Origin of the sequence: Actinoplanes sichuanensis (assembly GCF_033097365.1) — a bacterium.
GTDB lineage: Bacteria > Actinomycetota > Actinomycetes > Mycobacteriales > Micromonosporaceae > Actinoplanes > Actinoplanes sichuanensis.
Genome location: NZ_AP028461.1, coordinates 9,721,662 through 9,743,341 on the forward strand (window position 1 = coordinate 9,721,662; position 21,680 = coordinate 9,743,341).

Below are 21,680 nucleotides of genomic sequence, written 5' to 3' on the forward strand. Positions count from 1 at the left end.
CTGGGGATGCATCAATGTTTAGGACTGTTAACAGTGAATGTAAAGAGGCCGAACCTTAAACTTCCTAAAATCGACGATGGGGCCGGTCGGCGACCGGCCCCATCGTGATCAGAAGGTCACTTGGTGAAGGTGTAGTACCTCCACGCGCCGGCCGAGGTCGCGTTGATCTTGTCGCCCGAGGTGCCGTAGAGGTACTCGGCGCGGGCCCGCCACTTCACGCCCGCCTTGTAGGTGCCGTCGACGGTGAGGGTGGCCCGGCCGGTCGAGGTGAGCTTGGTGGTCACCGTGCGCCAGGTCTTCCACGCGCCGCCGGAGTAGTACTGGACGACGGTTCGGACCGTGCGGTTCGGGTACGGCGACGCGGTGTGGACGAACTTCGGGTCCTTGCTGGTACGCAGGTACTCGTACGTCTGGGAGCCGATCTTCCCGGTCTTGTAGTCGTTGTAGACGCCGGTGCCGAGCTTGAGCTTGGTGTAGAGCACCGAAGCCACCGAGCGCGGCGCATACCGTCCGTCACCGGCGAACTTGATCGTCACCGTGGTGTTGCGCTTCAGCGCCACCTTGAACGTCGCCTTGCCCGCGCTGTTCACCTTGACCGTCGAGATCGGGTGGTCGTACGGCCCCTCACCGGCCCGCTGGATCCAGAACTCGACGTTCCGGTTGCTGTACGTGCTGCCCAGCGTCGCGGTGACGGTCGCCGTGTCGCCCTCGGTGTAGCCGGTCTTGTCGGTGGCAAGCGCCAGCGTGGGCGTGGCCCGCGGAATCTGAACGGTGTCGTTGCTGCTCGCCGCGTCGGCCAGCTCGCCTCCGGCGTACGACACCGTGTATCTGACCGAACCGCCGGCCGGCGGGGTGTCAGTGAACCGGAACGTTCCGCTCTCCACCTTCGCCTTGGCGAGGGTCTTGCCGTTGGGTGACTCCACGTCCGTGCGGGTGACGTTCAGTTCGGTGCCGTCCGGCAGGCCGATCGCGCCGCCGACCGTGCCGGTCACGGTGAGGGCCTGAGCGCGGACGCCGGTGGCCGGGGCGTCGACGGTGATCGTCGGCGCCGGGAACTCGGGCCCGCTGAGCTGCCAGAAGTGGTAGTCGTCGCCGCGCGTGATGTAGAGGAGCCGGCCCTCGGGGTCCCAGAGGACCCGCGACGGCAGCGGCATCGCGTACTGCTCCACCTTGGACACCTGGTAGGCCGCCACCGGAGTCTTCGAGCCGGCCTGGTAGACGGCGACGTTCGGCTCGGTCGCGGTGCTGTTCGGGAGGCCGACGGCGAGGCGGCCGTCGGCGGCGACGTCGACAGTGGTCGCGGGCGAAGTGTCCTGGCTCACCAGATCACGGGTGCCGAACTTGTCCAGAGCGCTCTGCCAGACCCCGAAGCCGCCGCTGATCAGGGACTTTCCGTCGGTGCTCAGGACCGCCGCGTTGGTGTAGTCGTAGTTGCCCACGATCGCCCCACTGCTGATCTTCGACTCGACGGCGCCGGAGATGTCGTAGGCCACGGCCTTGCCGGAGGTGTCGCCGTTGTGCGAGATGTCGGCCGCGACCAGCGTGTTCGGGGCGGTCGGCGAGGTGATGAGGATGGGGGCCATGTAGAAGGCGCTGCCGTCGGTGGCCGGGTCGTGCAGGCGCACCGCCGGTTCGGCGCCGGAGAGATCGAGCGCGCCGAGGTTGCCGTCGAACCCGCCCGGGGCCCACGCGCCCATGTAGCCGAACCACACCCGGCCGCCGGCCTCCGCCACGTCGTACGGGTACACCGCGTCGCCGAGCGGGTAGCTCGCCTTCTGCGTGACGGTCGCGGCGTCGAAGGCGACGATCGTGCGCGTGTCGGTCCGGGCCGCGTAGATCGTCGACGAGTCGGCGGACAGGGCGAGCCCGCGGATGCCGGACAGGCCTTCGCGGCGTGCGAGGACCGTGCCGCCGTAGTTGGTGACCACCAGGCGGCCGGACTCGTGATCGCTGATCAGGATGTGCCGGTGCGCCGGGTCGACGAGGACGTCGTCGATCGTCTCGACCGGCAGGAGTCGGGCCGCGCCGGCGGGCAGCTTCTCGATCTCGGCGGCGGACGCCGAACCCGTCGAGACGGCGAAGGCCACCGCCGACGAACCGGCGAGGACGGTCGCCGCAAGGACGGCTCGGGACACACGCATGGATACCTCACATCGATCCGGGCGGGCTACGCGCCCGGGCAGCCTATGCGCTTGATCAGCAAAGTTGATCAGCTGAACGGACGAGTCGGTACCGAATCGTCGTGTCGTCGCGGATCATCCCTGGCGGAGGGTTCCGTCTCGATCGCAGCAGGTCATCGTGAGGGCATGGACGAAACCTATGCGTACCGCCCGGCCGCGGTCGCCGCCCGCGACCACGGCCACATCCTGTTCGCCCGGACCATGGGCTACGTCGCCGGCACCACGGGCATGTTCGCCCTCGGCGCCTACCTCGGCCGGAACCTGCCGGCCGGTTTCGCGTTCCTCGCGTACCTCGCCTCGTTCGCCGCCCTGATCGCGATGTACTTCACGGTTCGCAGGTCGCAGTCCACGACGGTCCTGCTGCTCGGCCTGTTCGGGCTGCTCACCGGGGTGGCGCTGGCCCCGACGCTGGTCTATTACGCGAGCACCGACCCGCAGGCGCTGTGGCAGGCGGGCGCGGCGACGGCACTGTTCGTGGCCGGTTTCGGCGCCGCCGGATACGCCACCCGCCGGGACCTGTCGGCGTTGGCCCGGATCTGCTTCTGGGCACTGGTGGCGCTGCTGCTCTTCGGCATCGTGTTGATCTTCGTGAACATCCCGAACGGCGCGCTGATCTACTCCGTGCTCGGCCTGGTGATCTTCGCGGGCTTCATCATGTTCGACTTCCAGCGGTTGCGCCGCTCCCGGGACATCGACTCGGCGCCGCTGCTGGCCGCCTCGATCTTCCTCGACATCCTCAACGTGTTCCTGTTCTTCCTGCGGATCTTCCGGAGCCGCTGATCGTGTACGCGCTCAGCGATCCCTCGTTCGACTGGTAGAGCACCCCACCGGTCACCACGAGATCACCACCCAGCGGCGGCACTCCGGGCAGCACCGTGCCGCGGGCGGCGTCCAGCGCGATCCCCCCGGCGTACACGACACCTCCGGCCACCACGGGTTGCCCGGCGTACCGGGACAGGGCCCGCCGCCACACCTGCTTGCCGGTGCGGGCGTCCAGAGCCGCGACCGCCTCACCGTCGGACCGGTAGACCCGGGTCCCGTCGGCGGCGATCAACGAGGTCGGGCCGGGCGCCGTCCACCGTGCCGAGCCGTCCTTGACGTTGACCGCGACCAGGTGTTCCTTGTCGTCGGCGGCGTAGAAGACGTCACTGACCGGGGTAGCCGCCTCGGTGGCGAGACGCCGTTTCACGCTCCATCGCACCGCCCCGGTGACGATGTCGAACGCCTTCGTGCCGTCCGCCGCGTACCCCGCCACGACACCGTTCGCGGACGACCCGCCGACCCGTCGTCCCGGCGCCTTCCACAGTTGCCGGCCGTCGCGTACCCGGTAGGCGACGGTGTCCGAGTCGCCGTTGACGTCGGTGCCGGAGACCAACACCGCGCCCTTGTCCACGACCATGCTTCCGACCGGCGGCGGGTTCGCGCTGGACCAGCGTTTCCGGCCGTCGCGCACGTCCAGCGCGATCAGTGCCGGGTTCGGGTCGCTGACCGACATGCAGTCGTTGTAGCCGACGACGAGCAGCCCGTCGGCGACCGCCATCCGCGGGAGGCCGCCGTCGTTCGAGTGGACCCAGTCGTAGCTCCACTGTTTCGCACCGTTCGTCGCGTTGTACGCGCTGATCCCGGCCAGGTCCCCGACGAAGACCCGACCGCCGGCCACGACCGGGCCGCTGAACGACGAGCACGTGTCCGCCGACCGCAGCGGGACCGACCACTTACCGGTGAGCCGGCCCGCCGTGGCCGCGGTGATCAAGTTTTCCCGTGGGTTGAACCAACTGTCCTCGGCGTCGTAACCGACGTGGTCCCAGAGGGGCGGCGCCGGCGCGGCGGCGGTCGGTGTGGCTGCCGCGCCGGCTGCGAGGACGACAGCCACCACCACAGCAGGGGTACGGGCCAAAGCGTGCACGAACGTAAGTAAAGCGGCACGACCCGCCCCCAGTGGACTATTAGCTGAATACTGGGCCTGTCAGGCGTAGGTGTAGGTGCCCCGATGATCGAGCACCGTCGCCGGGGTGACGCCCGCCCACGGCTGCATGGTCTCGTTCAGGTCGATGACGCCCGACGTGTTCGCCGCCGGTACGTAGTGCCCGTTGTCGAAACCCCACCGGTTCTGCCAGCGCGACCACAGCCTGTCGATGTTGCAGTGGTGCAGCCAGAACACCGGATCGTTGGGGGAGTCCTGCTGACCCATGTGCCCGCCGACCCAGACGTGGACCGTGTTGTGCAGATTGGGCGTCTGCCAGCCCTCCATCCGGTTGCGCATGCCGCCGGTGGCCGAGCTGTTCCACGGTGCGGCGTCGTAGGCCGCGACGTTGAGCACCGAGTCGACCTGGGCCGACGTGGGCAGGGTGGTGTTGCCCATGGCCCGGCGCAGCGATGTCGACGACGACGGGCTGACCGTGATGCGCCAGTTGGCGGCGCCGGCGAACGGGCCGGTGGTGACCGGGCCGTTGCCGCCGGAGCCGTTGCCACCCATGAAGTCCGCGGTGAACGGGGCACCGCTGGTGGTCCGGTCGGTGGTCCAGTCCCAGTACGGCACGTTCACCGCCGGGTCGATCGCCTGCAGCGCCCGCTCGAACTCGATCAGGTACTGCCGGTGCCAGGGCAGGAACGACGGGGACTGGTGGGCGTACCGGATCCCGCCGACCGTGGCGAAGTAGTTGATGTGCGTGGTGACGAACCAGTCGTAGTTGCGGCCGGTGGTCTGCGCCTTCAGCCGCTTCACGGCGGCGACGAACGCGGCTCTCTCGGCGGTGGTCAGGTCACGCGCGTTCTTGCGTACACCCATGGTCAGCTCCCGTGCTCATGGCCGACGCCGGCCAGGGCGGTCAGTTCGGTGTCGCCGAGCACGTCGACCGCGCGTTTGGTGAGTTCGAGCAGCCCACCCCGGTTGCGGCCGGTGTCGATCAGGACCGGCTGGTAGTGGTTGATCGCGCTGATGAACCCGACCTGCGCGCCCGGTAGATCGATCTCCATGACGGCCAGCCGCCGGTCGTCGATCCACACCTCGTGGGACCGGGACCGGCCCCGGGCGAGCGACCGGACCTCTCCGGCCCCGACGTGCACGCCCCGGATCCGCTTGCCGCGGTACTCGAGTTCGAAGTCGCGCGGATCCTTGCCGGCCGCCGGGGTCGCGAGCATTTGTGCGCCCGCGACTCCACTGACGACAGCCGCGGTGGCGGCGCCATAACGAAGCATGTCACGTCTATTGACGGACATTGATGGCGTCATTGTGTGACTCCCCGAAGAATTGTTTCTGAACGCCTTTTGGGCAGCTCGGAGCGGGTCCCCCGCCGCTCCGGCGCCACCGAACATACATGAGCGCCGCAACCTGAAGAGGAATGGTGGCGCAGCCCACATATTGGCGTTCTTAATGCCTTAACGATTGTTTAATCGGCGGCATATTTCGGCGCTGAAATGGTGCGAATCCGGAGAGTGAGCACGGCGGGTGCCGGGATCGCGCAGGAAGAAGGTGTTATCGGCGGTTCCGGAACCCGTCCCCATTGACCGAAGAGTGTCGAACTCTTAACAATGTTTTCAATATCGGCACCTCTCCCCCAGGAGGATCCCCATGCGCGGGATACGCACTCTGCTGGGCGCCGCCGTCGTCGCGATAACGCTGGCCGGCAGCCTGACCCTCGCCTCCCAGGGCGACACGGCGGACGCCGCGGTCGGCCCGGTGACCTGGTCCGACGAGTTCAACGGCGCGGCCGGCGCGGCGGTCGACGGTTCGAAGTGGAACTTCGACGTCGGCGGTGGCGGCTTCGGCAACAGCGAGCTGCAGTACTACACCAACTCCACGAACAACGTCCGCCAGGACGGCCAGGGCCACCTCGCGATCACCGCCCGCAAGGAGAACCCGGCCAACTACCAGTGCTGGTACGGCACGTGCCAGTACACCTCGGGCCGGCTGCTCACCTCGGGCAAGTTCACCCAGCGCTACGGTCGGTTCGAGGCCAGCATCAAGGTGCCGAAGGGCCAGGGCATCTGGCCGGCGTTCTGGATGCTCGGCGACAACCTGGGCAGCGTCGGCTGGCCGCAGTCCGGCGAGATCGACATCATGGAGAACGTCGGCAAGGAGCCGAACAAGCTGTACGGCACGGTCCACGGCCCCGGCTACTCGGGCGGCAGCTCGATCGGTGGCAGCCGGACCCTCTCCGCGCCGCTCGGGGACGCCTTCCACTCGTACGCCGTCGAATGGTCTCCGAATCTGATCGTCTGGTACCTCGACGGCAGTGAGTACTTCCGGGTCACCCCGGCCTCGCTCGGCGGCCGTCAGTGGGTCTTCGACCACCCGTTCTTCCTGATCCTGAACGTCGCCGTCGGCGGCAACTGGCCGGGCAGCCCGGACGCCTCCACCTCGTTCCCGCAGACCATGCTGGTCGACTGGGTCCGCGTCTCGGCCTGGAACGACTCGACCACACCGCCCCCGGCCGGCGGCAACGCCCTGAAGAGCAACTTCAACGGCAAATGCATCGACATCCCCGGTGGTACGCCCAACGACGGCGCCCGCCTGCAGATGTACGACTGCAACGGCACCGGTGCGCAGCAGTGGACGTTCAACGGTGACGGCACGCTGCGCGCGCTCGGCAAGTGCATGGACCCGGCCGGTGGTGCGCTGTCCAACGGCACCCCGATCCAGCTGGTCACCTGCAATGGCAACCCGGTCCAGCGGTTCACCCTCTCCGGCGCCGGCGACCTGGTGAACATCTCCGCCAACAAGTGCGTCGACATCTCCGGCTGGAACGCCGGCAACGGCGCCCAGCTCGTGCTCTGGGACTGCACCGGCGGCGCCAACCAGAAGTGGGCCCGCGCCTGACCCTCGGTATGGAACGACGATGGGGCGCCGCGGCAATCGCGGCGCCCCATCGCTGTGTCCCAGATCTGTTCGATCAGGTCTAGCTGTCCATGTTCACGATGCCCGGGTTGTCGATGAGGAACTGGGCGACCCGGTCCTCCTTGACCGCCTTGAAGAAGTCGTCGGCGGTGGACGCCGGACGGAACTCCTCGCCCAGGTAGCCCGTGTTGTTCGACGGGTTCTGGAACTTGCCGCCACCGGGCAGCTTGATCGTGACCATGTCGTCGACGTTGACGTCCTTGAGCGCCAGCGCCCACTCGATCGGGCTGTTGCCGCCGCCGGCGAAGGTCAGCGACTTGCCGGCCGCGTCCAGGATCTTCGTCATCTTGCCGACGTCGGTGACGACGCCGCTGCTCATCGCCTCCTTGGCCATCGCCTTGATGAACTGCTGCTGGTGCCGCTGGCGGTCGTAGTCGCTCATCGGGACGCCGGCGTTCGGGTACCGCTGGCGGACGTAGTCGAGCGCCTGCCACGGCTGGAGCCGGACCGGCTTGGTGCTCTTCTTGTAGTACGCCTGCGGCCCGGTGTACGGGTGGTCGCAGCTGGAGGTGACCGGGCAGCTCGCCTTACGCGGCCGCTGCTTGCCCTCCGGCGTCAGGTGCTCCGACTTCACGTCCATGTCGATGACCATCGACACGCCGCCGAGCGCCTCGACCATGTCCTTGAAGCCGCCGAAGTTGATGATCGCCGCGGCGTCGAACTGCTCGATCCCGGTGTAGTTGCGGACCGTCTTGGAGAGCAGCTTGAAGCCGTTCGTGACGTCGATCTTGCCGTTCACCTGGCTGCCCAGCGCCATGGCCGAGTTGATCTTCCCGCTGTGTGCCCGGACGCCCGACTTCGAGTCGGCCGGAATGTCCACATAAAGGTCACGGGGCATCGAGAAGAGGTACGCCGTGCTCATGTCGGCCGGGATATGGGCGATGAGGATCGAGTCGGACAGCGGCGGCGTCTCCGGCTTGCGCGGGTCGATGCCGACGAGCAGGAGCGTCAGCGGCCCCTTGATCTCGGTCTTCTTCTCCGCGGCCTGGGCGGCGCCGTCATCGAGCAGACTCTCGTCGGTGATGCCGCTGGTGTACTTGGCGATCAGGGTCTGGCCGGTGACCAGGGTCCCGCCGCTGACGATGAGGAGCACGGCGCCGAAGGCGGCACAGAGCCGGGCCCACAGCGGTGTGCGGCGGCGTTTCGTCGACTTGCGCAACCGGTCTCCTAGCCCCACTCCGACATCGAACACGCATGATCCCACGGTCAGGCAACACCGAGGCAACCGTCTCTGGGGCCGACGTGACCGGTGCCACCTTAGTTGCAGTACGGCTCGAAGCCCCACCGGGTTCGATCGACGCTATTTACTTATACAGTTAACAGTCCTAATAATTAGCCATGCGTCGATCAGTGCTTCTCGCGACGGCGGCGTCCCTGGCCGCCGCATGCTCTCTCGTTCATGTCGCCTCCACCGCCAACGCCGCCGTGGCCTGCGCCCCGGCCTGGAGCTCCTCCACCGTCTACGTCAAGGACAACGTCGCCTCCAAGGGCGGCAACAACTACACCGCCAAGTGGTGGACCCAGGGCGAGGACCCGGCCCTGAAGAGCGGCCAGTGGGACGTCTGGATCAACAACGGCGCCTGCGGTGGTACCACCAACCCGTCGCCGTCGACCTCCCCCTCCTCTTCCGCGAGCCCGTCGCCGTCGACTTCGCCGTCGACCAGCCCGAGCCCGTCGACCTCGCCCAGCACCCCGATCCCGGTCGGTGGCCTGCCGAAGCACGCGCTCATCGGCTACCTGCACGCCAGCTTCGCCAACGGGGCCGGTTACCTGAAGATGGCCGACGTGCCCGCCGAGTGGGACATCATCAACCTCTCCTTCGGCGAGCCGACCAGCGTCACCTCGGGTGACATCCGGTTCACGCTCTGCCCGGCCACCGAGTGCCCCGGCGTCGAGACCGAGGCCCAGTTCATCGCCGCGATCAAGGCGAAGCGCCAGGCCGGCAAGAAGGTGCTGCTCTCCATCGGCGGCCAGAACGGCCAGGTGCAGCTCACCACCACCGCGGCCCGGGACAAGTTCGTCAGCTCGGTCAGCGCGATCATCGACAAGTACGGGCTGGACGGCGTCGACGTCGACTTCGAGGGCCACTCGCTGTCGCTGAACACCGGTGACACCGACTTCAAGAACCCGACCACCCCGGTCATCGTGAACCTGATCAGCGCGCTGAAGTCGCTGAAGACCCGGTACGGCGCCGGATTCGTGCTGACGATGGCCCCGGAGACGTTCTTCGTCCAGCTCGGCTACCAGTACTACGGTTCCGGCCCGTGGGGCGGACAGGACCCGCGCGCCGGGTCGTACCTGCCGGTCATCTACGCGCTGCGCAACGACATCACCGTGCTGCACGTCCAGGACTACAACTCCGGCTCGATCATGGGTCTGGACAACCAGTACCACTCGATGGGTGGCGCCGACTTCCACATCGCGATGACCGACATGCTGCTGGCCGGCTTCCCGGTCGCGGGCAACACCGCCAACGTGTTCCCGGGGCTGCGTGAGGACCAGATCGCGTTCGGTGCGCCCAGCTCGGTCAGCGCGGGCAACGGCTACGTCGCTCCGGCCGCCGTCCAGCAGGCGGTGAACTGCCTGGTCAAGGGCCAGACCTGTGGTGGCTACACGCCGCGCAGCGGTCTCAACCCGGACTTCCGTGGCCTGATGACCTGGTCGATCAACTGGGACCGGTTCTACAACTGGGAGTTCAAGAGCAGCCACGAGCCGTTCCTCAACGCCCTGCCCTGATTCGCTCCGCCCTGATTTTTCGCGGGACCGATGAGTTCGTGTCGGTGGCCCGGTCTACTTGACCGAGACCACCGACACGAAGGGGCCGCCACCATGGCAAAGGTCATCTCCACCCTGTTCATCTCCGCCGACGGCGTCGCCGAGATCGACCCGGCCTGGCACTTCCCTTACTTCGACGAGAACATGGGTCGCGCGGTCACCGAGGACTACGAGACCTCCGACGTGCTGCTGATCGGCCGGAACACGTACGACAGCTTCGCCGGCGCCTGGCCGGAGCGGGAGGCCGCCGGTGGTGACGACGCGCCGTTCGCCAAGCAGCTCGGCGACACCCGCAAGGTGGTCGCGTCCCGGCAGGACCTGAAGTTCACCTGGCGCAACTCGGAACTCATCGACGGCGAGCTGACCGACGCCGTCCGGGCGTTGAAGGCCGACGACGGCATCAAGGGCATCCTGATCCCCGGTTCGCTCGACGTCGTGCACCAGCTGCTCGCCGCCGGGCTGATCGACGAGCTGCGGCTGCTCATCCATCCGGTCGCGGCCGGTAAGGGCGACAAACTGTTCGTCGACGGCGCTCCGGTCCAGCATCTGAAGGTGCTCGCCACCGAGGCCTTCCCGACCGGGGTGATCCGGGTGATCTACGCGCCCGTCGAGCCGCCCGCCCCGGCCGGATACGAAGACGTCAAGGACTTCCCCGAGGGGAGATAGGGTCGTGCGGCGGCCCGGGGGGTTCGGGCCGCCGCACGGTTCCGGGGGTCAGCTGAGGGCGAGCTGCTGGACCCCGGTGTACTCGTTGATCCAGCTGGCGCTCAGCCCGCCGTCCTTGACCAGGGCCACGCCGGTCCCGGTCAGCACGCCGATCCGGTCCCCGGCCAGTGCGATCTGCCGGACATTGCCGTATTCGGTGACCCAGCCGGCGCTCAGTCCACCCTGCTTGACCAGGGCGGTCCCGGCCGTGGTGAGCACGCCGATCCGGTCGCCGGCCAGCGCGATCTGCTGCACGCTGCTGTATTCGGTGACCCAGCCGGCGCTCAGGCCGCCGTCCTTGACCAGGGCGACCCCGGCCGTGGTGAGGACACCGATCCGGTCACCGCTGAGCGCCAACTCCTGCACGCTGCTGTACTCGGTGACCCAGCCGGCACTGAGCCCGCCCTGCTTGACCAGGGCGACCCCGGCCGTGGTGAGCACGCCGATCCGGTTACCGGCGAGAGCGATCTGCCGCACGCCGCTGTACTCGTTCACCCAGGCCGCGCTGAGACCGCCCTGCTTGACCAGGGCGGTCCCGGCCGTGGTGAGCACGCCGATCCGGTCGCCGGCCAGCGCGAGCTGCTTGACCCCGGTGTACTGGGTGGTCCAGCCGGCACTCAGGCCGCCCTCCTTGACCAGGGCCCGGCCGTCGGTGGTGAGTACGCCGACCCGGTCGCCGTCGACCACCACCTGCTGCACGCCGCTGTACTCGTTGACCCAGCCGGCGCTGAGGCTGCCCTCCTTCACCAGAGCGGTGCCGTTGGTGATCAGGACACCGATCCGCGGCAGCGGCTCCGACGACGGCGGCTGCGACGGCGGCCACAACTTGTCGACGATCAGCCGGGCGTCGTGGACCTCCCTGGCGTACGCGTCCGGAACCGCCGACACCTGCACCTTCTGGCAGATGGCCCCGATGTCACCGCTCTTCCACGCGTCGTTCGGGTACTTGCGGATCATCGCGTTCAGGAACTGCTTGGTGGCGTAGGCCGGCTTGATCAGGTCGTCCGCGTCGCCCCAGCCCTGCGACGGCCGCTGCTGGAAGAGGCCGACGCTGTCCCGGTCGCCGCCGTTCCAGTTGTTCAAAGTGGTCTCGGTGATGGCCGTCGTCACCGCGATCACGGCGGCCCGCTCGGTCAGCCCGGCCGAATAGACCGCCTTGGTGATGGCCCGGGCGCAGGAGATCCGGTACGCGTTGACCGCGCTGCCCATCCGCGGCCCGTTCATGTCGGGACGAACGGCCGAGGCGACGTCCGCGTCGGCGTCGGTCGCCCCACCGGAGGCGCAGGGCTTGGCGGTCAGGGCGAGCGCCTCGACCTGTGCGGCCGACACCTGCCCGCCGGTCGCGCCCGGTTCGTCCCAGGTGTCCGCCTGAGCCGGAGATCCGAGTAGGACGGTCGCCGCGGCGCACAGCCCGGCCGCCCATCGAAGGGTGCGCTGATGCATGGAGGGGTCCCTTTCCGGGAGTGAGGGCGGCGGCCCGGAGCTCGGGAGGCTCCGGGCCGCCGCCGGATCAGGAGAGGTGGTCAGCTGAGGGCGAGCTGCTTGACGCCGCTGTACTCGTTGACCCAGCCCGCGCTCAGTCCGCCCTCCTTGACCAGGGCCACCCCGGCCGTGGTGAGGACACCGATCCGGTCGCCGGCCAGCGCGATCTGCTGCACGCCGCTGTACTCGTTGACCCAGCCGGCGCTCAGGCCGCCGTCCTTGACCAGGGCGGTCCCGGTGGCGACGAGCACGCCGATCCGGTTCTCGGAGAGGGCGAGCTCACTGACGTTGCTGTACTCGTTGACCCAGCCGGCGTGCAGGCTGCCCTCCTTGACCAGCGCGGTGCCGCCGGTGGTGAGGACACCCACCCGGTCGTACTCCAGGGCGATCTGCTGGACGCCGGTGTACTGGGTGGTCCAGCCGGCGCTCAGGCCGCCCTCCTTGACCAGGGCGACACCCGCGTTGGTGAGCACGCCGATCCGGTCGTCGGCCAAGACGATCTGCTTGACACCGGTGTATTCGGTGACCCAGCCCGCGCTGAGGCCGCCGTCCTTGACCAGGGCCCGGCCGTCGGTGGTCAGCACGCCGATCCGGTTACCGGCCAGCGCGATCTGCTTGACGCCGGTGTATTCGGTGACCCAGCCGGCGCTCAGGCCGCCGTCCTTGACCAGGGCGGTGCCGCCGGTGGTGAGCACGCCGATCCGGTCACCCTCGACCTCGACCTGCTGCACGCCGCTGTACTCGTTGACCCAGCCGGCGCTCAGACCACCCTCCTTGACCAGGGCGGTGCCGCCGGTGGTGACCACCCCGATCCGGGACTTCGGCGTGGTGGGCGCGGGTGCCGGCTCCTGGATGTTGTCGTAGCGGACCGGGGTGTAGTTGGCCGCGTTGCTCTGCGACCACGTGCGCTGGATGGTGTCCCGGCTGCCGGTCTGCTCGATCACGACCGGCTGGGTCTTGTCGTCGTCGGCCCAGCGCAGGAAGAGGGCCACGTGGTTCTGCGAGGGGTTTCCGGTGTAGCGCAGCAGGGCGTCACCGGGCTTCAGGGCGCTGCGGGCGATCACGAACGAGTCGTCGAGCAGGTTGCCGGTCCAGTGGCTGCTGCCCGAACCGCCCAGACCCCAGGCCATCGAGACGAAACCGGAGCAGTCGGTGCGGTAGTCGCCGTACTGGTTCTCGTAGCAGCGGTTCTGGCTGTACTGCACATCCACCGAGAGCCACGACTTGGCCCGCTTGATCACCTCGGCCCGGGTGGGCGACTTGTCGCTGCCGTTGCCGGCGCAGGGGACCGCGGTGGTGGTGACCCGGAGCGCCGAGTACGACGGGTCCGGCTCCTCGGCCAGCCCCGGGTACGTCGACAGGGCCGGATCGCCGTAGACCGGGTCGTCGGCCAGCGCCGGCGCGCCGCCCGCCAGCACCGACATGAACGTGAACAGCACGGCCGCCAAGCCGAGCCCACTTCTGCGCTTCATCTCGCTTCTCCCTCTTTTCGAGCCCCGTGCGGAGATCGATCGAGAGAAATTCTTGGCGGAGGCGCTCTTGGTCAACTGTAGGACTGAAACCCGTACCGGTCCCGTACTACGCTGCGACGACGCCGACCGCCGGAATGACGGGGATTCACTGTGGACGGAGCTGTCAAGCTGGGCCGACTCATCCGCGACTCGCGGGTGGAGAGCGGTCTGAGTCAGAAGGAACTAGCCGAGGGCGCCGGGCTGAGTCTCGGCGCGGTACGGGACCTGGAACAGGGCCGGAGCAGTCATCCGCGGGCCCGGTCGCTGGACGCGATCGCCGAGGTGCTGCAACTGGGTCCGGCCGATCGGGCGAAACTACGACAACATGCGGCCCGGCCGGTCAAGGAGCAGGTCGAGCCGGCCGGTCCGGTCCGGATCGGGGTGCTCGGACCGCTCGGGGTGCTCCGCGCCGGCCCGGCCGGCACCGAACAGAACGGGCCGGCGGTCGGCTTCGGCCGACACCGGGTGGTCCTGGCGCGGCTGGCGCTGACCCCCAATCACCCGGTCAGCCGGGACGAGCTGATCGACGCGGTGTGGGGCGGCGACGCGCCGGCATCGGCGGCGAACGTGCTGCAGACCCATGTGAGCCGGCTGCGCCGCATCCTCGATCCGGAGATGCTGGGCCGCACACCCGGTGGATATCGCCTGCACGCCACCGAGGAGCAGCTCGACCTGGTGGCGTACCGGGCCCGGCTCGCCGACTGGCGGCGGGCCTCCGGCACCGACCCGCAACGTGCGTTCGACCTGCTCAGCCAGGCACTCGACATGTGGCGGGGCGCGCAGGCGGCCGAGGACGTGACCGAGTTGCAGGGACATCCGCTGGTGGCCGGGCTCGCCGACGAGCTGATCGACGCGACCATCGAGCTGGCCCGGCTCGGCCAGTCGCTGCGCCGCCTGCCGGAGGTCCTGCCCCGGCTGCGCCGTCTGACCGCACGACACCACTGGCACGAGGCACTACACGCCCGGCTCGTGGTCGCGCTCGCGGCGGCCGGGCAGCAGGCCGCGGCGCTGGAAGCCTACGAGCAGGTCAAGAGCCGCCTCGCGGACGAGCTGGGCATCGATCCGGGTGCCGAGTTGATCGCGGCACGCCAAGCCGTACTGGAAGGGAAGTGGGAAACCGCGACGGCGCCGCCGCACCGCGCCCCGACGCCCTGGCAGGCGCCGGCGCCGCCGCCGGATTTCACCGGCCGTACCGAACAGCTGGCCCGGCTGGAACGTCTGCTGCGCGGGGCGCGCCGCCGTCCGACGGACGCGCCGCAGGTGACGTGTGTGGTCTCCGGAATGCCCGGGGTCGGCAAGACCAGCCTCGCGCTGCGGGCCGCCCAGACGGTCCGTGACGACTTCCCGGACGGGCAGCTCTACATCGATCTGCGGGGCGCCGACCGGCGGCCGGTCGGTGACGCCGAGGCGCTGGCCCGCCTGCTGCGCGGGCTCGGTGTGCCGGGCCGGGGCATCCCGGCCGACGCCGGTGAGGCGTCCGCGCTGTACCGCAGCCTCCTCGCCGAACGCCGGATCCTGGTGATCCTCGACAACGCGCGCAACGCGGCCCAGGTACGACCGCTGCTGCCCGGGCCGGGCGCCGGCGCGGTGCTGGTGACGAGCCGCCACCACTGCGCCGACCTGGCCGGGGCGGCCCTCGTCGACCTGCCGGTACTCAGCAGCGGCGAGGCGGTCGCGATGCTGACCGTCCGGTCGACTGACGACGACCCGGTCGCCGTCGAAGCGCTCGCCGAGGCCTGCGGTCGTCTGCCGGTGGCGTTACGGGTGATCGCGAGCCGGCTCGCCGGTCGGCCCCGGCGCAGCGCACAGGAGGTGCTGTCCCGGCTGGCCGAGACCCGGGCCGGGGCCGACGGCGACGACGCGGCGGTGACCGCCACGTTCGACCTGAGCTACCGGGAGCTACCACCCGGTCCGGCCTGGGCGTTCCGGTGGGCGGCGCTGATACCCGGACCGACCTTCTCGGCGGACGCGGTGGCGGCGCTGCTCGCCGACGAGACCGGCACCACCGAACGTTCCCTCGACGCGCTCGTCGACGAGAACATGCTGGAAGCGGTCGAGCCGGGCCGCTACCGGTTCCACGACCTGCTGCGCCGGTACGCGGGCGAGCGGATGGCCACCCACACCACCGACGACCGGAGTGTGGCGCTGGGCCGCCTCGCCGACTGGTACACCGCCCGCACCGCGGCGGCGATCCGGCTCGTCTATCCGAAGTTCGTGCGCCTACCCACCGAGCTGGACACCGCGCCGATGTGTTTCGACGACCTGTCCGCCGCCTGGTCGTGGCTCGACGACGAGATCGGCACGCTGGTCGCGCTGGTCGAGCAGTTGTCCGCCGGTGCTCACCGGACCAGATCCTGGCAGCTCGCCGACCAGCTGCGCGGCTACTTCTTCGTCCGTCGCGAGGCGGTGGCCTGGCTCACCACGGGGCACGCCGGCATGCGGGCGGCCGAGGATGCCGGAGACCGGAACGCGCAGGCGGCGATGCACCAGACCATCGGGCAGGCGTACTGGTCGATCGGCCGGCACCAGGCCGCCCTGGAGGCATATCGCAAGGGTGTCGACGCGGCCCGGGACGGCGGCTGGCCGATCGGCGCCGCCTACCTGCTGCACAACCTCGGTCTGGTGCACGCCGAGCTGGGGCTGGTCGACGAGGCGCGGCGGCTCTACCTGACGGCCCTCGACGCCGGGTCCGGGCCGGAGTTCACCCACGTCCGGGCGGTGACCCTGAACGATCTCGGTGTGCTGTGCACCGAACAGGGCCGACTCAGTGAGGCGGTACAACACCTGCGGGCCGCGATGGAGGCCAATCAGGGCGCGGCCCGGCTGCCGTCGGCCATCGCCAACTGCTCGAACCTCGGCATGGCGCTGCGTCAGCTCGGCGACTACGACGGCGCCTACGAGTGTTACGACCGGGCGCTCACTCACTACCGGGAGGTGGGTGAGGTGGGTGGGCAGATGGCCGTGCTGGACGAGTTGAGCCAGCTCTACCAGCAGCGGGGGGAGTGGCACGTCGCGGTCGGGGCGGCCACCGAGGCGATGCGGATCGCCGAGGAACTGGCCAACCAGCGGGCGCGGGCCGGTGTGCTGAACACCCTCGGGGCGGCGCTGCTCGGGTCACGGGCGGTGACGGCCGCACTGGAACGGTTCCGCGCGGCGCTGGAGATCAGTCGGGCCAGTGGCTATCGGTACTTCGAGGCGCAGGCCGGGATCGGGGTGGCCGAGGCACTGCTGGCGGGCGGGGCGGCCGACGAGGCGCAGACGGTGGCCGAGGCGGCGCTGACGATCGCCGAGCAGGCCGACTACCGCATCCTGGTCGGGAACGCCCAGGCCCTGATTCAGCGCACGCAGTGGGCGTACCCGGTGTCGATCTCGCGGTAGTTCGTGTAACCGTCGTCGTAATTGAGCGCCCACCGCCGGTCCGGTTCCGGGTCCGACCGGTCGGACGTCCAGTACCAGCCCAGTACGCGGTGGCCTGCGCCGCGGTCATCTCCTTCGAGGTGGTGCGCTGCCAGGTCAGGCCGGTCTCCGGGTCGGCGACCTGGCACGCCGCCACCCGGTAGTCGGGCCGTCCGCTGCCGCCCGCGGATCGTACGCACCGGGCGTTGAACTCACCGGTCTGGAAGGCGCCGTTGCCGGCACTCTCTGAGGTGTCGATCGATCCGCTTGCGCCACAATGGACTCGGCTGGCCGCCTCCTGCCACCAGAGGGCGAGCACCACCCGGTTGGGCGTGGATCTGCCGCGCCCGCCCACCACGTTGAAGACCAGCGGCAGGTAGTCGCGGGCGAGTTGCTCCCGAGCCTGCCGGTCACCGCGCTGGGCGGCCGCCACGACGCGGTAACTGATGCTCATGAAGGGGCAGCGTTCCCGCAGCTCCGAGAGCTGCGGGAACTTTCCGGCCGTACGCATGTCAGTTTTGCTTGGTCTCCCAGAAGATCTTGGTGATCTCCTCGATCTTGCCGAGCAGCCGGTCGGCGACCGCCGGGTCGATCGAGCCCTTCGCGCCGCCGGCGCCGGCCAGCTTGGTCGCCTCGTTGAAGAGCTGGTGCAACTGCGGGTACTTCTCGAAGTGCGGCGCCTTGAAGTAGTCGGTCCACAGCACCCACAGGTGGTGCTTGACCAGCTCGGCCCGCTGCTCCTTGATGATCAGAGCCCGGGTGCGGAACTCCGGGTCCTCGTTCGCCCGGTACTTCTCGGCGATCGCCTTGATCGACTCGGCCTCGATCCGGGCCTGGGCCGGGTCGTAGACGCCGCACGGCAGGTCGCAGTGGGCGCTCACGACGGTACGCGGGGTGAGCAGGCGGGGCAGTCGCATCAGATCTCGTCTCCGTGAAGGGTGTGGAACTCGCGGTCGTGGTGCACGAGCCGTCCGCGGGCCGGGCCGAGCAGCACTTCGAGAACCGTGGCGATGACCACGGTCGAGTCGCCGACCGGCACCAGTCGCAGCGGCGTGGCCCGCAGGCCGGCCTGGGCGCCGGGCAGGAACGGTTCGCCGGTCGGCAGCAGATCCCAGCCCTGTTCCGGGGTGAATCGCGGCCCGCCCGGGCGGGCGAAGTCGCGGGCCAGACCGGCATGCTCCGGCCCGAGCAGGTTGACGGTGAAGCTCGGCGCGGCCAGGATCGCCCGCGCCGAACGGCTCCCCATCACCGAGAACGAGAGTGCCGGCGGATCCACCGAAACCGAGGCCACGCTGGACGCGGTGAGCCCGACCGGCCCCCGTGGCCCGCCCGCGGCGATCACCGCGACCCCCGTCGGGTACCGGCGGAAGGCATCCTTCAGCCGGTCCCCCACCGTGGTATCGATGCTGCTCAACACTGGTTCCCTCGCCCTCGCGGCCAACGAGGACGACGGTAGGACCTCAACTTGAATTGAGGTCAACCCCGGAGTCAGCGGCGGTAGGTCACCCGGCTCGTCGTGGTGACGTTTCCGGCCCGGTCGTACGCCCGGATCTGCACCGTGAACTTCTTGCCGTACCGCTTCGGATTGAGCGTGAAGGTGTACCCGGCCTTCGTGTCGGTGGCCACCACCTTGCCGTTGACCAGCAGCTGGACCCGGGCGACCCGGTATCGGTCGGCCGCCGCGGCGGTGATCTTGACGGCCTTCGTCAGTTTCGCGCCCTTCTTCGGCGCCTTGGTGACCCGGACCGTCGGCCGGACGGTGTCGTTGATCACCGTGCGCTTGAGGACCGTCCGGGTACCCCCGCCGTCGATGAGCGTCCACTGGAAGGTGAACGGGCCCTGCGCCTTCGGCTTGAGCGTGAAGGTGTACGACGGCCTGGTGCCGACGAGACCGCCATCGCTCGTCCCGGGTCCTTCCACGTACGCGTGGGGGATGCCGCTGGGGTCGGTGGCCTTCACCGTGGTGCGCACCGTGCCGCGGACCAGAGTGCCCGCGGCGGGGGTGAACGACGAGACGGCGGGGCCGGCCGGGTTGATCAGGTAGTCGCCCCACGCCGACCCGTGGTTGCCCGCCCGGTCCCGGATGCCGACCGACACCCAGGAGCGCTCCGGCAGCCCGCGGGTGTCCCAGGTGGTGGTCCATGGGGCCTGGTGTGCCGTGGCGAGTTCCCGGCCGAGGATGTCCTTGAAGGTGACTTCGGCGATGTCGGTGTCGGGACTGTCGATCCGCAGCGTCACGATGCCGCTGAGGGCCGAGCCGCCGGCCGGGCTGAGGGTCCCGGTCGGGATGACGGTGTCGGTGGCGGCGAGCGCCGGAGTGGTCGGGAGGACGACGACGGCCGCTGCGGCCAGCACGGTGGCGGCCGAGAGCGCGAGTCGACTGGCAGTCTTCTGAATCATGGCGAACTCCAAGATCCCCGTAGGAGTTTCCGCAGCCTATCGCCCACCTATGTGGAAGCGCGACCCGGTTCGAGCGCGACGGTCGCCGCAGGTGTCGGCCGTCCGATGAAGCGGACGGGCGGTTACGGATCATGTTGGTAACGGCCCGGAGAGCCACCTGAGCGAACCGGGCCGGACCTCGGTATCTTCCTGCGGGTGTTCATCGGACGCCAGGACGAACTGCGCGAACTGCGCACCGCGCTCGCCGAGAGCGGGGTGTGCGTGCTCACCGGGCCACCGGGAATCGGCAAGTCCGCGCTCGCGACCGCCAGTGCGCCACCCGGCACGTGGACGGTCAGCCTGGCCGGGAGCAGCGCCGATCCGGACGAACTGGCCGCCACCCTGGCCGCCGGGTTGCGCGCCCGGATGGGGAACCCACCTGTCGACGACGTCGTGCAGGCCTTCGCCGAGCGGGTGGCCCGGGAGTCCGAGCCGACGCTGCTGATCATCGACGACATCCCGGCGATCACCGAGGAGATCGTCGACCGGCTCGTCGTGCGTGCGGCCGGGCGGCGGCTGCGTACCGTCCTGATCACCAGCCGCGTGCCGGGCGTACCGGCGCCGGTCCTGGAACTCGGGCCGATGACCGACGCCGACGCCGCCGAACTGCTCGGCAGTGACGACCCGGACCTCCTCGCGGTTCTCGGCGGACACCCGATGGCCCTCCGGCTGGCCGGCCTGGCGCTGCGCAAACTCGGCCCGGCCGACCTCACCGACCGGCTCGCCGACGTCCCGGCACCGCTCACCGTGCTGCTCCGCGACAGGTTCGACGGTCTCGGCGAGGCGGCGTCCCGGGTGCTGCGGTACTCCTCGCTCAGCTCGCCGGCGGCGTTGCCGTCCGGGGTATTGCGGCTGCTGCTCGGCCGGCCCGGCGCCGAGGAGGCGGTCGACGAACTACAGCGGGAACTGCTGGCCACCCCGGTCGACAGCGCCCTCCAGGTGCACGCCGTGGTCCGTGACACGGCCCGGCAGTACCTGCCGCCTGTCGACTGGACCGCCCTGGCCCGGCGGCTCGCCGACGCCGTCATCGACCATCCGTGGTCCGATCCGGCCGAGTCGTTCCTGGTCAACCGCCATGCGGACCGCCTCGCCGGGCGGCCCGACCTGCCGCTGGCCATTGTGGATCGCCTGCATCGCCGGGTGATCACCCTGCGTGAGCCGGTCCTGACCGCGCCACACCATCGTGAACTGGCCGAACGGCACTTCGACGATCCGGCGGTGCTGGTCGAGGCGGCCGAGCTGATGCGGGTCGTGGGGGCGCTGGACGAGGCCCGCGACTACGCCGACCGGGCCGTGCCGCTCGCCACCGATCCGGCTCTGCGGCACCGGGCCCGGCTCCTGCTCGCCGAGCTTCTCGACGAACTCGGTGACACCGGCCGGGCCGAGCATCTGTGGACGCTGTTGCGGGCCGAAGACGGCACCGAGTTGCCGTTCCTCCGGTCGCGGCGGCTGCGCGGGCAGCACGACGAGGCCCGTCGTGGCCTGGCCGAGTTCATCGACCGGTACGAGATCCGGCACTCGATGTTCGACCGGGTACAGACCGCCCGGCTGGAGTTGGCCCGTACCGAGATCGAGGACGGCGCCCAGATGGCGGCCCGCCGCCGGGCCGCCCGGGTGATCGCCGCCGCCGAATCGCCGGACCACGCGAGCGTGACCGAGGCGGTCCGGATCCTGATCGACGCCCGGCTCACCCCGCCGCTCGCGGACCCGCGCGACGACCGGCCGGTCTGGGCCGAGATCGAAGCCGACCTGGCCGACCTTCGCGAACGCTGGACCGGCACGCACGGCCCGCGGCACAGCACGACCCTCGCCCTGACGGTCGCCCACGGCGAGTCGCTCACCGCGCTCGGTCGCCTGGGCAACACCCTTCAGCGGGTACGCGAGGACGTGCTCGACCGGTTCGGGCCGGAGCATCCCGCCCGTTTCCGGGCCGAGATGGTGCTCGGTTTCGCCGCCGCCCGCGCGCACCGCACCAGCGACGCGGCCGAGCACTTCGCCGGGGCGTTCCACGGTTTCCGGGCCGTCCTCGGCGACACCCACGCCAACACACTCCGCGCCGAACTGGCCCTCGGTGTCGCCCTCAAACTGACCGGCCGCCGCGGCGGTGCCCGGCACATGCTGCACGTGGTCCGGCACGCCCCCGGCAGCGTCGGAATCGGCACCGATCTGTTCCTGCAGAGCGCCTTCGGCTCCGGGCTGAGCGTGTTCCCGTCCTGGTTGTGGCGCCGGTTGACCCCGCAGCCCCGGGAATAGGCATCAGGCGTCGGCGGAATGATCACGTGACGTCGATACGAC

The 21,680-nt window shown here is 69.7% G+C and carries 16 protein-coding genes; 6 read left to right on the forward strand and 10 right to left on the reverse strand.

Annotation, left to right across the window (positions count from 1 at the left end; translation table 11 throughout):
* Nucleotides 1-116: 116 nt before the first annotated feature.
* A complete protein-coding gene (locus tag Q0Z83_RS44665) occupies nucleotides 117-2,141 on the reverse strand; it encodes a YncE family protein (protein WP_317789573.1) in 2,025 nt (674 codons plus the stop codon).
* A gap of 165 nt (nucleotides 2,142-2,306) precedes the next feature.
* Between Q0Z83_RS44665 and Q0Z83_RS44670 the strand changes: the two genes are divergently transcribed.
* Nucleotides 2,307-2,960, forward strand: a complete 654-nt coding sequence (locus tag Q0Z83_RS44670) for a Bax inhibitor-1/YccA family protein (protein WP_317789574.1) — start codon at nucleotides 2,307-2,309, stop codon at nucleotides 2,958-2,960.
* On the opposite strand, the gene Q0Z83_RS44675 is transcribed toward Q0Z83_RS44670, so the two are convergent.
* From Q0Z83_RS44675 to Q0Z83_RS44685, 3 genes are read right to left on the reverse strand one after another with little or no spacing between them, the layout of a single operon-like run.
* Nucleotides 2,917-4,086 (reverse strand): outer membrane protein assembly factor BamB family protein, encoded by a 1,170-nt coding sequence (locus Q0Z83_RS44675; RefSeq protein ID WP_317789575.1) that lies wholly within the window; start codon nucleotides 4,084-4,086, stop codon nucleotides 2,917-2,919. The two genes, Q0Z83_RS44670 and Q0Z83_RS44675, sit on opposite strands and share 44 nt — an antisense overlap.
* A 60-nt stretch (nucleotides 4,087-4,146) precedes the next feature.
* Nucleotides 4,147-4,968 (reverse strand): tyrosinase family protein, encoded by an 822-nt coding sequence (locus tag Q0Z83_RS44680; protein WP_317789576.1) that lies wholly within the window; start codon nucleotides 4,966-4,968, stop codon nucleotides 4,147-4,149.
* Nucleotides 4,969-4,970: 2 nt separating this feature from the next.
* Entirely contained in the window at nucleotides 4,971-5,378 is a 408-nt protein-coding gene (locus Q0Z83_RS44685; protein WP_317789577.1) for a tyrosinase family oxidase copper chaperone, read from the reverse strand.
* A gap of 373 nt (nucleotides 5,379-5,751) precedes the next feature.
* Here Q0Z83_RS44685 and Q0Z83_RS44690 point away from each other — a divergent pair, with 373 nt between their 5' ends.
* A complete protein-coding gene (locus Q0Z83_RS44690) occupies nucleotides 5,752-6,999 on the forward strand; it encodes a family 16 glycosylhydrolase (RefSeq protein WP_317789578.1) in 1,248 nt (415 codons plus the stop codon).
* Nucleotides 7,000-7,078: 79 nt separating this feature from the next.
* On the opposite strand, the gene Q0Z83_RS44695 is transcribed toward Q0Z83_RS44690, so the two are convergent.
* Nucleotides 7,079-8,236: an LCP family protein gene (locus tag Q0Z83_RS44695; RefSeq protein WP_317789579.1), complete on the reverse strand. Its 1,158-nt coding sequence runs from the start codon at nucleotides 8,234-8,236 to the stop codon at nucleotides 7,079-7,081.
* A 179-nt stretch (nucleotides 8,237-8,415) separates the two neighbouring features.
* Between Q0Z83_RS44695 and Q0Z83_RS44700 the strand changes: the two genes are divergently transcribed.
* Both Q0Z83_RS44700 and Q0Z83_RS44705 read left to right on the forward strand, forming a co-directional pair.
* Nucleotides 8,416-9,813 (forward strand): chitinase, encoded by a 1,398-nt coding sequence (locus tag Q0Z83_RS44700; RefSeq protein ID WP_317789580.1) that lies wholly within the window; start codon nucleotides 8,416-8,418, stop codon nucleotides 9,811-9,813.
* Nucleotides 9,814-9,906: 93 nt separating this feature from the next.
* Entirely contained in the window at nucleotides 9,907-10,518 is a 612-nt protein-coding gene (locus tag Q0Z83_RS44705; RefSeq protein WP_317789581.1) for a dihydrofolate reductase family protein, read from the forward strand.
* A 48-nt stretch (nucleotides 10,519-10,566) separates the two neighbouring features.
* Here Q0Z83_RS44705 and Q0Z83_RS44710 read toward each other — a convergent pair whose 3' ends face one another.
* Together Q0Z83_RS44710 and Q0Z83_RS44715 are read right to left on the reverse strand one after the other, a co-directional pair.
* A complete protein-coding gene (locus Q0Z83_RS44710; RefSeq protein WP_317789582.1) occupies nucleotides 10,567-12,000 on the reverse strand; it encodes a hypothetical protein in 1,434 nt (477 codons plus the stop codon).
* Nucleotides 12,001-12,080: 80 nt separating this feature from the next.
* The gene (locus Q0Z83_RS44715) at nucleotides 12,081-13,511 is read right to left on the reverse strand and encodes an NlpC/P60 family protein (RefSeq protein ID WP_317789583.1); all 1,431 of its coding nucleotides are present in this window, start codon (nucleotides 13,509-13,511) and stop codon (nucleotides 12,081-12,083) included.
* Between the two features lie 150 nt (nucleotides 13,512-13,661).
* Between Q0Z83_RS44715 and Q0Z83_RS44720 the strand changes: the two genes are divergently transcribed.
* On the forward strand, nucleotides 13,662-16,928 hold the full coding sequence (locus Q0Z83_RS44720; RefSeq protein ID WP_317789585.1) for a tetratricopeptide repeat protein: 3,267 nt from the start codon (nucleotides 13,662-13,664) through the stop codon (nucleotides 16,926-16,928).
* Between the two features lie 530 nt (nucleotides 16,929-17,458).
* Here Q0Z83_RS44720 and sodN read toward each other — a convergent pair.
* The 3 genes from sodN to Q0Z83_RS44735 form a co-directional block, all read right to left on the reverse strand.
* Nucleotides 17,459-17,863 carry a superoxide dismutase, Ni gene (gene sodN / locus Q0Z83_RS44725; protein WP_317789586.1) on the reverse strand — a complete coding sequence of 135 codons (405 nt, stop codon included), beginning with the start codon at nucleotides 17,861-17,863 and terminating at the stop codon, nucleotides 17,459-17,461.
* The gene (locus tag Q0Z83_RS44730; RefSeq protein WP_317789587.1) at nucleotides 17,863-18,360 is read right to left on the reverse strand and encodes a flavin reductase family protein; all 498 of its coding nucleotides are present in this window, start codon (nucleotides 18,358-18,360) and stop codon (nucleotides 17,863-17,865) included. Before Q0Z83_RS44730 ends, sodN begins: the two co-directional genes overlap by 1 nt.
* Nucleotides 18,361-18,434: 74 nt before the next feature.
* Nucleotides 18,435-19,346 carry an Ig-like domain-containing protein gene (locus Q0Z83_RS44735; RefSeq protein WP_317789589.1) on the reverse strand — a complete coding sequence of 304 codons (912 nt, stop codon included), beginning with the start codon at nucleotides 19,344-19,346 and terminating at the stop codon, nucleotides 18,435-18,437.
* 195 nt (nucleotides 19,347-19,541) lie between these two features.
* Here Q0Z83_RS44735 and Q0Z83_RS44740 point away from each other — a divergent pair, with 195 nt between their 5' ends.
* Complete coding sequence (locus Q0Z83_RS44740) at nucleotides 19,542-21,638, forward strand: AAA family ATPase (RefSeq protein ID WP_317789591.1); 2,097 nt, start codon at nucleotides 19,542-19,544, stop codon at nucleotides 21,636-21,638.
* Nucleotides 21,639-21,680 lie beyond the last annotated feature (42 nt).

Coding starts and splice junctions, on each gene's coding strand:
- Q0Z83_RS44735 (WP_317789589.1), bottom strand. CDS start 19,346: ATGATTCAGAAGACTGCCAGTCGACTCGCGCTCTCGGCCGCCACCGTG.
- Q0Z83_RS44680 (WP_317789576.1), bottom strand. CDS start 4,968: ATGGGTGTACGCAAGAACGCGCGTGACCTGACCACCGCCGAGAGAGCC.
- Q0Z83_RS44700 (WP_317789580.1), top strand. CDS start 8,416: ATGCGTCGATCAGTGCTTCTCGCGACGGCGGCGTCCCTGGCCGCCGCA.
- sodN (WP_317789586.1), bottom strand. CDS start 17,863: ATGCGACTGCCCCGCCTGCTCACCCCGCGTACCGTCGTGAGCGCCCAC.
- Q0Z83_RS44715 (WP_317789583.1), bottom strand. CDS start 13,511: ATGAAGCGCAGAAGTGGGCTCGGCTTGGCGGCCGTGCTGTTCACGTTC.
- Q0Z83_RS44665 (WP_317789573.1), bottom strand. CDS start 2,141: ATGCGTGTGTCCCGAGCCGTCCTTGCGGCGACCGTCCTCGCCGGTTCG.
- Q0Z83_RS44705 (WP_317789581.1), top strand. CDS start 9,907: ATGGCAAAGGTCATCTCCACCCTGTTCATCTCCGCCGACGGCGTCGCC.
- Q0Z83_RS44690 (WP_317789578.1), top strand. CDS start 5,752: ATGCGCGGGATACGCACTCTGCTGGGCGCCGCCGTCGTCGCGATAACG.
- Q0Z83_RS44685 (WP_317789577.1), bottom strand. CDS start 5,378: ATGCTTCGTTATGGCGCCGCCACCGCGGCTGTCGTCAGTGGAGTCGCG.
- Q0Z83_RS44710 (WP_317789582.1), bottom strand. CDS start 12,000: ATGCATCAGCGCACCCTTCGATGGGCGGCCGGGCTGTGCGCCGCGGCG.
- Q0Z83_RS44670 (WP_317789574.1), top strand. CDS start 2,307: ATGGACGAAACCTATGCGTACCGCCCGGCCGCGGTCGCCGCCCGCGAC.